The sequence below is a fragment of the Frankia sp. CcCS3 genome (assembly GCF_977927575.1).
Genome location: NZ_CDWRCL010000020.1, coordinates 19,341 through 32,346, shown reverse-complemented (window position 1 = coordinate 32,346; position 13,006 = coordinate 19,341). Strand labels below are relative to the sequence as shown.

Sequence of the window (13,006 nt, the reverse complement as noted above, 5' to 3'; positions counted from 1 at the left end):
GGCCGAGACCGCGCCGCGGTCACCGGCCCGCCGCGGAACCCAGGCGAGGCACCGGTCGCCTCGGCCAGCCGGACAGCCGCGGACAGCGCCCCGGGGAACTCCGCGGCCCGCTCGCCCACCAGGATCACCGCCCCCGGCGCCCGCAGGGCCTGCGTGGTCGGTGCTTCCGGCCCGCCCCGGTCGGGGGCGGCGAGCACGTCGAGGACGGCCGCCTCCTCGCCGGGCCGCGTCGGCACGAGGGTGCCGGCGAGCTTGGTCAGCCCCCGGCTCGCCAGGGGTGCGAGCGCGTGCACGGCCGCGCCGTGCTTGTCCACGGCCTTACGTAGTCGCAGGAAGACGATGGGCGACTCCTCCTCCGGCTCGAAGGCCACCAGGAGCACGGCCGGGGCGGCCTCGAGATCGGCGTAGGTGACGCCGATGCCGGTGCCGGCGACGGCATACCCGAGGAACTGCTCCTCCTCGGCGGAGTGCGGCCGGGCCCGGAAGTCCACGTCGTTGCTGGCCAGCGCCACCCGGGTGAACTTCGCGTAGGCGTAGGCGTCCTCACGGGTCAGCCGCCCGCCGGTGAGCACTCCGACCCCGCGCCGGTCCCGGCACTCGGCCAGTCCCCGCGCGGCGTACTCGAGCGCCTCGCTCCAGGAGGCCGGGACGAGCTGCCCGGTCTCGTCGTCGCGGATCAGCGGGGTGGTGAGCCGGTCGGCCGCGCGCGCGTAGGTGAAGGCGAACCGGCCCTTGTCGCAGTTCCACTCCTCGTTCACCGCCGGGTCGTCGCCGGCGAGGCGACGGGTCACCCTGCCCCGGCGGTGGTCGGTGCGCAGGGAGCATCCCGACGCGCAGTGCTCGCACGCCGTGGGCGTGGAGACCAGGTCGAAGGGCCGGGCCCGGAAACGGTAGGCGGCGCTGGTCAATGCCCCCACCGGGCAGATCTGCACGGTGTTGCCGGAGAAGTAGGAGGAAAACGGCTGCCCCTCGCTCACCGCGACCTGCTCGGCGGCGCCTCGCTCGAACAGCTCGATAAACGGGTCACCGGCGATCTGGGCGGAGAACCGGGTGCAGCGGGCGCACAGCACGCAGCGCTCCCGGTCCAGCAGGATCTCGGTGGAGATCGCCAGCGGCTTCGGGTACACCCGCTTGGTCTCCTTGAACCGGGAGACCGCACCGCCGTTCGCCATCGACTGGTTCTGCAGCGGGCACTCGCCGCCCTTGTCGCAGATCGGGCAGTCAAGCGGATGGTTGAGGAGCAGGAACTCGAGCGTGCCGGCCTGGGCCTTGCGGGCGACCGGCGAGGTTAGCTGGGTCTTCACGACCATGTCGGCGGCCACCGTCGTGGTGCAGGAGGCGACCGGCTTGCGCTGGCCCTCCACCTCGACGATGCACTGCCGGCAGGCTCCGACGGGGTCGAGGAGCGGATGGTCGCAGAACCGCGGGATCTCGATGCCGAGCAGCTCAGCCGCGCGGATGATGAGGGTGCCCTTGGGCACGCTCACCGACAGCCCGTCGATGGTGAGGGTGATGAGGTCGGATGCGACCGGCTGGGCCGGCTCTGAGGCGCGAGGCCTGGATGGGGCGACGGTCATGATGGTCAGTGCGCTCCCGCGTAGGCACCCGGGGCGGACGCGGGCGAGCCGTCGCCGGCCGTGGCGTCTCCCGGGGTGGGGTTCGGCTTCGTGGTCACCGCACTCACCGGGATGAACTCGTCCCGGAAGTACTTGATCCCCGAGACGATCGGGGAGGTGGCCCCGTCGGCCAGCGCGCAGAACGCCCGGCCGAAGATGTTGTCGCAGGCGTCGACGAGGGTGTCCACGTCCTCGGCGTCGCCCTGGCCCCGTTCCATCCGGGACAGGATCTGCACCATCCAGGTGGTGCCCTCGCGGCACGGAGTGCACTTGCCGCACGACTCGTGCGCGTAGAACTGGGTGAGCCGGCGGACGACCTTGAGCATGTCGACCGTGTCATCCATGATCATGAGTGCGGCCGTGCCGAGCAGCGACCCGGCCTCCTGCATGCCCTCGAAGTCGAGCGGCGCGTCGAGGTGCTCGGCGGTCAGCATCGGGGTGGACGACCCGCCCGGGGTCCACGCCTTGAGCCCACGACCGCCCCGCACGCCGCCGGCCAGGTCGAGCAGCTCCCGCAGGGTGGTGCCCATCGGGGCCTCGTACTGGCCGGGCCGGGTCACATGCCCGGACAGGCTGTAGATCTTCGGCCCCGGCGAGCGCTCCCGGCCCATCGACCGGAACCAGTCCACACCGTAGTTCACGATGTACGGCACCGACGCGATCGTCTCGACGTTGTTGACCACCGTCGGGGAGGCGTACAGGCCGTGCGTCGCGGGGAACGGCGGGCGCAGCCGAGGCTGGCCGCGGCGGCCCTCCAGGGAGTCGAGCAGTGCCGTCTCCTCCCCGCAGATGTAGGCGCCCGCGCCGGAGTGCACGACGAGGTCGAGGTCGAAGCCGCTGCCGAGGATGTCCCGGCCGAGGTAGCCGGCCCGGTAGGCCTCGGCCACGGCGGCCTGCAGCCGACGGGCCGCGTGGATCAGTTCGCCGCGCAGGTAGACGAACGCCCGGCCGGCCCGCACCGCGTAGGCCGCGATGACGATCCCCTCGATGAGCGAGTGCGGGTCCGCCATCATCAGCGGCGCGTCCTTGCAGGTGCCCGGCTCCCCCTCGTCGGCGTTGATGACGAGGTAGTGCGGCCTGCCGTCGCCCTGCGGGATGAAGCCCCACTTCATCCCAGTGGGGAAGCCGGCGCCGCCCCGCCCCCGCAGCCCGGAGTCCTTCACCAGCTTGATGAGGTCACCCGGGGCCATCGCGAGGGCGGTGCGCAGTGCGGTGTAGCCGTCGAGGCGGGTGTAGGTCTCGATCGTCCACGACTCCGGCGTGTTCCAGCGCCGGGTGAGGACCGGGGTGACGGGCATTGTCAGCTCCCCTTCCGTTCCGAGGAGGCCGGGGTCGTCGGCGCCGGAACCACCGCGGGCGGCGGCCCGGCAGGCGGTAAGGCGGGGCGCGCCGCCGCGTCGGCCCCCACACCATGGGTGACCAGCGGCGCGGGCGCCTGCTCGGCGCTCCAGCCGGCCGCCTCGGCCACGAGGAGACCCACGACCGACGGCTCGCCGACCCCCGGGCCCGCGACGCCCTCCGGCCGCGGATCGCCGAACCCGGCAAGCTGGCGGGAGACCTCGGCGAACGAGCACAGCGGACCGCCACGGGCCGGCGCCGGCCGCCGCCCCGCCCGCAGGTCCTCGACGATCGCCTGGGCGGAGTCAGGGTCGACCTGGTCGTAGAACTCGTAGTTCACCGTCATGACCGGTGCGTAGTCGCAGGCCGCGAGGCACTCGGCGTGCTCGAGGGTGATCGACCCGTCCGGCGTCGTCTCGTCATGGCCGATCCCGAGGAGCTTCGAGACCCGCTCGTAGACGTCCTCGCCACCGAGCAGCGCGCACGACAGATTCGTGCAGACCGAGACGAGGTAGTCCCCGACCGGATGCCGCTTGTACATCGTGTAGAAGGTCGCGACCGCGCCGACCTCGGCCCGGGTGATGCCCAGCACGTCCGCGCAGAACGCGACGCCCTGCGCGGTCACGCACCCCTGCTCGGCCTGTACCAGGTGCAGCAGCGGGAGCAGGGCCGAACGGGATCGGCCGGCTGGGTACCTGGCGATGATCTCCTGCGCGGCCGACTGGGTCTCCGGCGAGAACGCCATCAACGATCAACTCCCCCGAGCACCGGGTCGACCGAGGCGACCCCGACGATCACGTCCGCCACCTGGCCGCCCTCGGTCAGCGCCGGGACGGCCTGCAGGTTGACGAAGCTTGGATCCCGCACATGGACGCGGAAGGGTCTCGTGCCGCCGTCGCTGACCAGGTGGTAGCCGAGCTCGCCGCGCGGCGACTCGATCTGGGTGTAGACCTGACCGGCCGGGACGCGGAACCCCTCGGTCACCAGCTTGAAGTGATGGATCAGGGCCTCCATCGAGGTCCCCATGATATTCCGGATGTACGCGAGTGAGTTACCCGTCCCGTCGGACCCGACAGACAGCTGGGACGGCCAGGCGATCTTCTTGTCGGCGACCATGACCGGGCCGGGACGCAGCCGGTCCAGGCACTGCTCAACGATCTTGAGCGACTCGCCCATCTCCTCCAGCCGCACCAGGTAGCGGGCGAAGGAGTCGCCCTCCAGCGCGGTCGGCACGTCGAACTCGTAGGTTTCGTAGCCGCAGTAGGGCATGGTCTTGCGCAGGTCCCACGGCAGGCCCGCGGCGCGCAGCACCGGGCCCGTGGTCCCCAGCGCGATGCAGCCGGCCGCGTCGAGAACGTTGACGTCGACCATCCGAGCCTTCCAGACCGGCTGGCCGGTGAGCAGCGCGTGATACTCCCTGATCCGCTTCGGCATGTCGGCGAGGAACGCCCGGATGGCCCGCTCGGCGCCGTCGGGGAGATCCTGGGCGAGGCCCCCGGGCCGGATGTAGGCGTGGTTCATCCGTAGCCCGGTGATGAGCTCGAGCAGGTCGAGGACCTTCTCCCGCTCCCGGAAACCGAAGATCATGGCGGTGGTGGCGCCGAGCTCCATGCCGCCGGTCGCGAGCCACACCAGGTGCGAGGCGATCCGCTGGAGCTCCATCACCATCACCCGGATCACCGTGGCCCGCTCGGGTACCTGCTCGGTGATGCCCAGCAGCTTCTCCACCGACAGGCAGTAGGCCGCCTCGTTGAACAGCGGCGAGAGGTAGTCCGCCCGGGTGAGGAAGGTGACCGCCTGAGTCCAGGTGCGGTACTCACAGCTCTTCTCGATGCCGGTGTGCAGGTAGCCGATGACGATGCGGGTCTCGGTAACCGTCTCGCCCTCAATCTCCAGGACCAGGCGGAGCACCCCGTGGGTCGACGGGTGCTGCGGCCCCATGTTGACGACGATCCGCTCGTTCTCCTCCTCGCCGACGCCGAGGATCTGCTCCCAGTCGCTGCCGGTGACGGTGTAGACCCGCCCACTCGCCGACTCGGTGAAGCCGGCCTCGTAGGCCGGATGCTCCCCGGGTCCGCCGACGGTCCCGGTCGGGTAGCCGACGCCGTTCGCGCCGTTGGGGGCCCCGGTGGTCAGATCGTCCGTGGTGGCGGAAGTCGACGTGTTGGGCGTCATAGCGAACCTCGGATGTCGCCTCGTGGGATGTCGCCTTGGCGGTGTCGCCGGCTGGCCAGGGCCGGACGCGGGGTCACGAATAGCTCCGGCGCTCGTCCGGCGGCGGGATCGTGGCACCCTTGTAGTCGACGGGGATGCCCCCCAGCGGGTAGTCCTTGCGCTGCGGGTGCCCGATCCAGTCGTCCGGCATCATGATTCGGGTCAGGCCCGGATGACCCGTGTAGACGATGCCGAACATGTCGTAGGTCTCGCGCTCGTGCCAGTCCGCGGTGGGCCACACCGAGGTCAGGCTCGGCACGGTGGGATCGGCGTCGGTGACGGACACCTCGACCCGGACCCGGCGACGGTGCGTCATCGAGGTCAGGTGGACCACCGAGTGCAGGCGACGGCCGGTGACGTCGTCCGGGTAGTCCACGCCAGACAGCGAGGACAGCAGCTCGAACCGCAGGTCGGGGTCGTCACGCAGGGTCTGCCCGACGGCGGCGAGGCTCTCCCGGCGCACGTGGACGGTCAGCTCCCCGCGATCCACCACCACCCGTTCGACGGCGTCGCCGAGCTGGGGGAAGGCACGTTCGAGCGCGTCGTAGACGGCGTCGGCGTCGGCGTCGGCGAACGGGCGGGCGGTGGAGCTCAGGGCCGGAACGGGCGTCACAAGCCCGCCGAACCCGGAGGTGTCACCGCTGTCACCGGCGCCGAACGCGTCCCGGCGCCGCCCACCCGGGCCGCCGGGCACGCCGGCGGCGCCCGGTACCAGGTCGGCGGGGGCTGTGCTCTCGTCGCTCACTGCCTAGATCCCCCGATCCGGGTCGTCGACGTCGCCGATGCTCTCGGTGGTCGGGCCGGGCCCGTGCGCCCGGGCCTCGTCACTCGGCTTGGGGTCGACCGGTAGCCGCTTGGCGCGCCCGAACACCGAGGGCGGTGCGAGGGCAGCGGGCCGGCGGGTGTCCAGGGCGGGTTCGACCGCCCCGCTACCCGTCGGCGCCGGCGCCCCGGCCGGGATCGAGAAGCGCTTGCGGTCGTTCACCGAGAGGGTCCGGGTGTCGAATGCGCCCGCCGGCAGACCGGCCCGGGCGGTGGCCACCTCGATGGGTTTCGGATACGGCGAGGAACCGATCTTCGTGTGCTCGATCCGGCCGGAGATCGGGCCGGCGAGGATCTTCTCGTGCAGCTTGATGATGGCGTCCATGAGCATCTCCGGCCGCGGTGGGCAGCCGGGGAGGTACATGTCGACCGGGACGATATGGTCCACGCCCTGCACGATCGCGTAGTTGTTGAACATGCCGCCGCTGCTGGCGCAGACACCCATCGACAGCACCCACTTGGGCTCGGGCATCTGGTCGTAGATCTGCCGCAGCACCGGCGCCATCTTCTGACTCACCCGGCCGGCGACGATCATGAGATCGGCCTGGCGCGGGCTGGCCCGGAAGACCTCCATGCCGAATCGGGACAGGTCGTAGCGGCCGGCTCCCGTCGACATCATCTCGATCGCGCAGCAGGCCAACCCGAAGGTCGCCGGCCACAGCGACGAGCGCCGTGACCAGTTGGCGAGCTTCTCGACGCTGGCAAGAAGCACACCGCCCGGCAGCTTCTCCTCTAGTCCCATTCCAGACCTCCACGCCGCCACTCGTAGGCGTACGCGACGAAAATGGTCGCCATGAACAACGCCATCGCGCCGAGACCGAATACCGCCAGGCTGTCGAACGCTACCGCCCAGGGAAAGAGGAAGATAATCTCGATGTCGAAGACGATGAAGAGCATCGCGGTGTTGTAGTACTTCACCGGGAAACGCTGCGGCCCGGCCGGGGCCGGGGAGGGTTCGATCCCGCACTCGTATGCGTCGATCTTCGCACGGTTGAACCGGCGCGGGCCGATCAGCGCACCGGCCGCGACCGAACCAACTGCGAACAGGGCCGCGATCACGAGCAGAACGAGGATCGGCACATAGTTCGAGAGCATGCCGAACTCCTCTCCTTCGAGAGTTTGTTACCGGACGTTGGGATGAAACGGCTCGCCGGTGAACGGACCGCGAACGGTCCGGACTCGGCCCGCGAAACCAGTGGCCATTTCGGACACGTCAGGCCGCGGGAGCGAGCCGGGTCATCGCGTTGATCAGTCGGTCCATCGCATCCCCTCCCCGGGGGTCGGTAAGATTTGCCATGATCTTGAGAACGAAACGCATGAGGACCGGTCTCGGCAGCCCGTAGCGGGTACCGAACGCCATAATCGTCGGATTGCCGATGAGCTGGACGAAGAACCGGCCCAGGGTGTAATAGCCCCCGTACCGGGCCCGCATGAGTTCCGGGTACTGGCCGAGCGCCCGCTCCCGCGCCGGACCATCCGGGCGGGCGAGGGCCTGCACGGCAATCTCGGCGGCGTACCGACCGGATTCGAGCGCGTAGGCGATGCCCTCCCCGTTGAAGGGATTCACCATCCCGCCCGCGTCACCGACCAGCAGCACGCCGTCGCGGTAATGGGGGGTCCGGTTGAAGCCCATCGGCAGGGCGCTGCCACGCACCGGGCCGGTGGCGTTGTCCTCGGTGTATCCCCACTCCGGCGGCAATGCGGCGAGCCAGCGGCGCAGCAGGTCCCGGTAGTCGGTGTTCTGGAAGGCGTCCGTGGTGTTCAGCAGGCCGAGGCCCACGTTGCTCGTGCCGTTGCCAACCCCGAAGATCCAGCCGTAGCCGGGCAGCAGCCGGCTCTCGCGCGGCCTGCCCTCCCACAGTTCCAGATGGGACTCGAGGAAGTCGTCGTGCGTGCGGGGGCTGCGGTAGTAGCGGCGGACCGCGACCCCGAGCGGCCGGTCCTCCCGGCGGCGGATACCGAGGGCGAGCGCGATGCGGGCGCTGTTACCGTCCGCCGCGACGACCAATGGCGCCCGGAACGTCACAGATGTTCGGTCGGTGCCGGTCCTGGCGTGCACGCCGACGACCCGTCCGGTGCGCTCGTCGAGCAGCGGACCGGTCACGGCGGTCCCCTCGTGCAGCCGGGCACCGACCTTCACCGCGTGGCGGGCCAGCAGGTCGTCGAAGTCAAGCCGCGGACGGACCAGGCCGTAGTCGGGCCAGCTCGCCAGCTCCGGCCAGGGCAGCTCCAGGCGGACGCCGCCGCCGATGATGCGAAGCCCCCGGTTACGGGCCCATCCGGCCACGGGCGAGGTGTCGAGACCCATGTCCACGAGGCTGCGAACGGCCCGCGGGGTCAGCCCGTCGCCACAGACCTTCTCGCGGGGGAAGGTCGTCTTCTCCAACAGGAGCACGTCGAGCCCGGCGCTGGCGAGATGGTAGGCGGCCGAGGAGCCACCGGGACCCGCGCCGACCACGATGACGTCGGCGTCGGCCTTCGACCGGCCGGCCGCACCGTCATCCCTTGTCCTCGCCATGGTCACGAATTGCTCCGGATCTGCTAGACCACTCGTCCCGGGGGCACCCCACCGGGAGCCCTCCACCTGTGTGCTCGTGAAATTCTTCACGAGCGTTCTCGGCGAGTGTAGGCCTTGCGCAGGCCAACCGCACCAACCAGGATGCGGCGAAGAACGGACGAGTTGACTTCGTGCACCCTATCGCTACTGTAAGCGATAGTTCGCGGCATCGGACGCCCGCCGCCGGAGCTCGGCGGTCGATCGCCACCATGAGCGGCAGGTACAATTCCCGCCCGATCGGCCTGGATCAGGCCAGCTCACCCGCCTGGTGTCGGTCCGGAGCACTCGCCCGCAGCGCGAAGCGCAACGGAGAAACCACGAAGCCGGCCTCCACCGCCCGCCGGTGGCCCATATTCGCCCCCCGGGGTGGGATTCAGCGCCCGTGCGGGGTAGTCCCTCCACAGGTCACCCGAAACGCGGTGGCTCGTCCGCGGTCGCCGCCGGTGTCCCGACGGCGCGGATGCACCATCACCCGAACACCATCACCCGAAGCAGCACGGACTGGGAACGAGAGAACGCGATGACCATCGCAGAGACCGTCGTCATCCCCGCCCCCGACGGGCCCGCCCCGGCCACGCTCGCCGAACCCGATGGTCCCGCACGCGGCGGCGTCGTCGTCCTCCACGAGGCGTTCGGCCTCACCGAGCACATCACCGATGTCTGCTCGAGGTTCGCGCGCGGGGGGTGGCGGGCAATCGCCCCCGGCCTGTTCCACCGCGCGGGCTCGCCCGTCTTCGACTGTGACGATCTCGCCTCCGCAGTGAAGATCATCCATAAGCTCAACGGCACCGACCTCCTCGCCGACATCGACGCCGCGCTGGTCGTCCTCGCCGAGGAGGGAACCGCCATCGACCGCTGCGCCGTCGTGGGCTTCTGCCTCGGCGGGAGCATCGCCTTCCAGGCGGCGGTGGCCCGGCCGTTCGGCGCCGCGACCACCTTCTACGGTGGCGGGATCACCATGCGCCGCTTCGGGGAACCCGCCCAGCTGGATCTCGCCGGCCGCCTGCAGGCACCGTGGCTCGGTCTGTACGGCGACCAGGATCCGAGCATCCCCACTTCGGAGGTGGAGGACCTGCGGGCGGCGACACAGAAGGCGTCTGTGCCCACCGAGATCGTCCGTTACCCACAGGCTGGGCACGGCTTCCACAACGACGCCCGCGCCGCCGCCTACCACGGCCCGTCGGCGAAGGACGCCTGGTCACGCATGCTGACCTGGTTCGACTCGCATGTTCCCGGCTGAGCCCACCCCGCCGACCGTGGCGCCGGCCGGTCCAGCACCATGGCCGGTCCAGCACCGTCAGTCCGGGGCGCGACCCCGGTGCAGCGCCACCACGCCGCCGGTGAGGTTGCGCCAGCCGACCCGGAACCAGCCTGCTTCCCGCAGCAGGCCGGCCAGCTCCGCCTGGGCGGGCCAGGCCCGGATCGACTCGGCGAGATAGACGTACGAGTCCGGGCTGTTGCTCACCGCGCGGGCCACGGCTGGCAGGGCCCGCATCAGGTACTCGACGTAGACCGTCCGCCAAGGCGCCCAGACCGGGCGGCTGAACTCGCACACCACGAGCATCCCGCCCGGACGGGTCACCCGGCGCAGCTCGGTGAGGCAGCCGAGCGTGTCGGCGACGTTGCGCAGACCGAACGAGATCGTCGTCCGGTCGAAGGTCTCGTCCCGGAACGGCAGCCGCAGCCCGTCCCCGGCGGTCAGCAGGATCCGCCCGGTCTCCCCCGGCAACGGCCGCGACGCCAGCCGACGCTGCCCGGCCCGCAGCATCCCCAGGGAGAAGTCGCAGGCCACCACGTCGGTCCCGGCGAGCGCGAAGGCTCGTGACGAGGTCGCCGTCCCGGCGGCGAGGTCGAGGCCCCGAAGGCCCGGCCGCAGGTCCAGCGCGTCCGCCGCGGCGCGCCGCCAGGTCCGGTCGAGCCCGCCGGTGAGCACGGTGTTGGTCAGGTCGTACCGGTTGGCCACCCCGTCGAACATCGACGCGACGTCCCGCGGACGTTTGTCGAGTCCCGCTCTGCTCACCATGCCCCTTCCTCACTCACCATGCCCCTTCCCCGCCACCGAACCGCGCCGAGGCCGCCGCCGAGGCGTCGCGGGCGGCCCTCTCGACGGTGTCCCAGTCGGTGCTCTCGCCGATCCGCCGCAGCCGCGCGCGGGTCGGCTCGTCGCACAGCGCGCCCGCGACCCCGGCGGTGTACAGGTCGCGGGCCCGGGCACCGAGCCCCGCCGCGACCGCGTGCTCCGTCTCCAGATCGGTGCCGAACATAGCGGGATCGTCGGTGGCGAGCGAGCACGCGACCCCGGCCCGCAGCAGCGCCGCCAGAGGATGATCGTCGAGGGACGCCACCGACCGGGTCCGCAGGTTGGACACCGGGCAGACGTCCAGCACGATCCCCTGATCGACCAGCCGTCGCATCAGCGCGGGGTCCTCGGCGGCCCGGATCCCATGCCGGATCCGCCTAGCTCCCAGCGCGTCGAGCACGCTCCGCACGGACACCGGGCCCGCTGTCTCCCCCGCGTGCGGGACCGCGGCGAGCCCGCCGTCGGCGGCCAGGGCGAACGCCGGCGCGAACGGCTCGGGGGGATGACCGACCTCCGGTCCGCCGAGCCCGATGCCGACGACACCGCGATCGGCGAACCGCACCGCCCACCGCGCCACCTCCATCGCGGCCTCGACTGGCAGCACCCGCTCGATGTCCGGGGTGAGGCGCACCTCGACGCCGTATCGCTCCCTGGCCTCGATCGCCCCGTCGGCGTAACCGTGGAAGATCTCCTCGACGCGGACCCCCCGATGGACCCGGAACCAGGGCGAGAAGATGCCCTCCAGGTAGACAGCGCCTGCCCGGGCCGCCTCGGCGGCGTAGTCGACGACCACCTGGCGGAAGTCGGCCTCCGTCCGCATCACGTGGGTGGTGAGGATCCAGGCCTTCAGGAAGTGGTCGAAGCCGCGGAAGCGGTAAAGGTCCGCGAGGCCATCGACCGTGCGGGCGGGCAGCGCCTCGGAGTTGCGGCGCGCCATCTCCAGCAGGGTGGCGGGACGGACCGTGCCCTCCAGATGGACGTGGAGTTCGATCTTCGGCCCGGTCGGGGACGGAACCGCGAATCCGGAGGGGTCACTCACCCGGTCACTGTATGGTGCTCCCGGCTACGCGGAGATGAGCGGCAGCGCGGTGGAGGAGAAGTGCGAGGCCACCCGGTCGTCGACCGGGTCCTGCGCCGGGTCGCGGTGCACGACGAGGTGCCGGTAGCGGGTGTCGCGCTGCGCGGGAATGCGGTCGGCCGCGCGGATCAGGGAGATCAGCTCCGCCCGGTTGGTGCGATGGCGCGCCCCGGCGGAGGAGACGACGTTCTCCTCCAGCATCACCGAGCCGAGGTCGTCGGCGCCCATGTGCAGGGTAAGCTGGCCGACCTCCTTGCCGGTGGTCAGCCAGGAGCCCTGCAGATGCGTGATGTTGTCGAAGAACAGCCGCGCGACCGCGACGAGGCGGAGGTACTCCAGGGTCGTCGCCTGGGTGCGCCCGCCGAGATGGTTGTTCTCCGGCTGATAGGTCCAGGGGATGAACGAACGGAACCCGCCGGTCCGGTCCTGGACGTCCCGGATCATCGTCAGGTGTTCGATGCGCTCGGCGTTCGTCTCCCCCGTGCCCATCATGAAGGTGGCGGTGGATTCCAGGCCGAGGTTGTGAGCGGTCTCCATCACGGACAGCCAGGCGTGACCGGACTCCTTCAGCGGAGCGATCGCCTGCCGGGGCCGTTCGGTGAGGATCTCCGCTCCCGCGCCCGCGAAGCTGTCCAGGCCCGCGTCCCGCAGCCGGGTAATGACCTCGGGAAAGGTCAGCTCGGACGTCCGGGCGATGTGCACAACCTCGCTGGCGCCCAGCGAGTGCAATGCCAACTGGGGATATGCCTTCTTGATGGCGGCAAAGGTACGCTCATACCACTCGATGCCGAAGTCGGGATGGTGCCCGCCCTGCAGCATGATCTGCGTGGCGCCGAGCTCGACCGCCTCCCCGCACTTGGCGACGATATCCTCGACGTCGCGGACCCAGCCCTCGGCATGCTTCGGAGCGCGGTAGAAGGCGCAAAACCGGCAGGCGGTCACGCAGACATTCGTGTAGTTGATGTTCCGGTCGATGATGTACGTCGCGATGCCATCGGGGAAACGGCGCCGACGGACCGTGTCCGCCGCACCGCCGAGCGCGTGCAGCGGCGCCCTTGTGTAGAGGAGCAGCGCCTCCTCCGCCGAGATACGCCCGCCGGCTGCGGCCCGGTCCAGCACGGACCGGATCTCACCATCGCCCTGACCCACCGGAATCTCGCCATCGACATCCATACGGCCCTCCCCGCGTAGCGCCTTCGGCGCGACGCGGGGACCCCTGGCATCGGGCACCGTACGGGGTCTCCGTCGAATCACCTTCGGCGATCCTCCCAGGGTAGCCATCGGGGCCATCGGCGCGACGC

The 13,006-nt window shown here is 70.9% G+C and carries 11 protein-coding genes and 1 pseudogene; 1 reads left to right on the top strand and 11 read right to left on the bottom strand.

The features are described 5' to 3' along the window. From AC08OQ_RS03680 to AC08OQ_RS03645, 8 genes and pseudogenes are all read right to left on the bottom strand, one after another. Positions 1 to 1,577, bottom strand: a pseudogene (locus tag AC08OQ_RS03680) (NADH-quinone oxidoreductase subunit G); the annotation flags it as partial. Positions 1,578 to 1,582: 5 nt separating this feature from the next. Further along, on the bottom strand, positions 1,583 to 2,914 hold the full coding sequence (gene nuoF / locus AC08OQ_RS03675; RefSeq protein ID WP_476601368.1) for an NADH-quinone oxidoreductase subunit NuoF: 1,332 nt from the start codon (positions 2,912 to 2,914) through the stop codon (positions 1,583 to 1,585). 2 nt (positions 2,915 to 2,916) lie between these two features. Next, positions 2,917 to 3,699 carry an NADH-quinone oxidoreductase subunit NuoE gene (gene nuoE, locus AC08OQ_RS03670; RefSeq protein ID WP_476604507.1) on the bottom strand — a complete coding sequence of 261 codons (783 nt, stop codon included), beginning with the start codon at positions 3,697 to 3,699 and terminating at the stop codon, positions 2,917 to 2,919. Continuing rightward, complete coding sequence (locus AC08OQ_RS03665; RefSeq protein ID WP_476601470.1) at positions 3,699 to 5,129, bottom strand: NADH-quinone oxidoreductase subunit D; 1,431 nt, start codon at positions 5,127 to 5,129, stop codon at positions 3,699 to 3,701. Before AC08OQ_RS03665 ends, nuoE begins: the two co-directional genes overlap by 1 nt. Before the next feature lie 73 nt (positions 5,130 to 5,202). Further along, on the bottom strand, positions 5,203 to 5,913 hold the full coding sequence (locus AC08OQ_RS03660; RefSeq protein WP_476601469.1) for an NADH-quinone oxidoreductase subunit C: 711 nt from the start codon (positions 5,911 to 5,913) through the stop codon (positions 5,203 to 5,205). Positions 5,914 to 5,916: 3 nt separating this feature from the next. Beyond that, entirely contained in the window at positions 5,917 to 6,732 is an 816-nt protein-coding gene (locus AC08OQ_RS03655; protein ID WP_462185652.1) for a NuoB/complex I 20 kDa subunit family protein, read from the bottom strand. Further along, positions 6,723 to 7,085, bottom strand: coding sequence for an NADH-quinone oxidoreductase subunit A (locus AC08OQ_RS03650; RefSeq protein ID WP_011434998.1), 363 nt, complete (start codon positions 7,083 to 7,085; stop codon positions 6,723 to 6,725). Before AC08OQ_RS03650 ends, AC08OQ_RS03655 begins: the two co-directional genes overlap by 10 nt. Before the next feature lie 118 nt (positions 7,086 to 7,203). After that, positions 7,204 to 8,508, bottom strand: a complete 1,305-nt coding sequence (locus tag AC08OQ_RS03645) for a geranylgeranyl reductase family protein (protein WP_462202928.1) — start codon at positions 8,506 to 8,508, stop codon at positions 7,204 to 7,206. Between the two features lie 559 nt (positions 8,509 to 9,067). Here AC08OQ_RS03645 and AC08OQ_RS03640 point away from each other — a divergent pair. Next, complete coding sequence (locus tag AC08OQ_RS03640; RefSeq protein WP_476601468.1) at positions 9,068 to 9,787, top strand: dienelactone hydrolase family protein; 720 nt, start codon at positions 9,068 to 9,070, stop codon at positions 9,785 to 9,787. Between the two features lie 57 nt (positions 9,788 to 9,844). Here AC08OQ_RS03640 and AC08OQ_RS03635 read toward each other — a convergent pair whose 3' ends face one another. The 3 genes from AC08OQ_RS03635 to mqnC are packed head-to-tail and all read right to left on the bottom strand — an operon-like array spanning position 9,845 to position 12,878. Next, entirely contained in the window at positions 9,845 to 10,567 is a 723-nt protein-coding gene (locus tag AC08OQ_RS03635; RefSeq protein WP_476601471.1) for a demethylmenaquinone methyltransferase, read from the bottom strand. Positions 10,568 to 10,583: 16 nt separating this feature from the next. Beyond that, positions 10,584 to 11,666, bottom strand: coding sequence for an adenosine deaminase (gene add / locus AC08OQ_RS03630; RefSeq protein WP_476601467.1), 1,083 nt, complete (start codon positions 11,664 to 11,666; stop codon positions 10,584 to 10,586). A 24-nt stretch (positions 11,667 to 11,690) separates the two neighbouring features. Beyond that, positions 11,691 to 12,878 carry a cyclic dehypoxanthinyl futalosine synthase gene (gene mqnC / locus AC08OQ_RS03625; RefSeq protein ID WP_462185648.1) on the bottom strand — a complete coding sequence of 396 codons (1,188 nt, stop codon included), beginning with the start codon at positions 12,876 to 12,878 and terminating at the stop codon, positions 11,691 to 11,693. Positions 12,879 to 13,006 lie beyond the last annotated feature (128 nt).

Excerpts from the sequence above, each read along its gene's own strand:
- AC08OQ_RS03645 (WP_462202928.1), bottom strand. The coding sequence starts at position 8,508 with ATGGCGAGGACAAGGGATGACGGTGCGGCCGGCCGGTCGAAGGCCGAC.
- AC08OQ_RS03665 (WP_476601470.1), bottom strand. The coding sequence starts at position 5,129 with ATGACGCCCAACACGTCGACTTCCGCCACCACGGACGATCTGACCACC.
- AC08OQ_RS03655 (WP_462185652.1), bottom strand. The coding sequence starts at position 6,732 with ATGGGACTAGAGGAGAAGCTGCCGGGCGGTGTGCTTCTTGCCAGCGTC.
- nuoE (WP_476604507.1), bottom strand. The coding sequence starts at position 3,699 with ATGGCGTTCTCGCCGGAGACCCAGTCGGCCGCGCAGGAGATCATCGCC.
- nuoF (WP_476601368.1), bottom strand. The coding sequence starts at position 2,914 with ATGCCCGTCACCCCGGTCCTCACCCGGCGCTGGAACACGCCGGAGTCG.
- AC08OQ_RS03640 (WP_476601468.1), top strand. The coding sequence starts at position 9,068 with ATGACCATCGCAGAGACCGTCGTCATCCCCGCCCCCGACGGGCCCGCC.
- AC08OQ_RS03650 (WP_011434998.1), bottom strand. The coding sequence starts at position 7,085 with ATGCTCTCGAACTATGTGCCGATCCTCGTTCTGCTCGTGATCGCGGCC.
- mqnC (WP_462185648.1), bottom strand. The coding sequence starts at position 12,878 with ATGGATGTCGATGGCGAGATTCCGGTGGGTCAGGGCGATGGTGAGATC.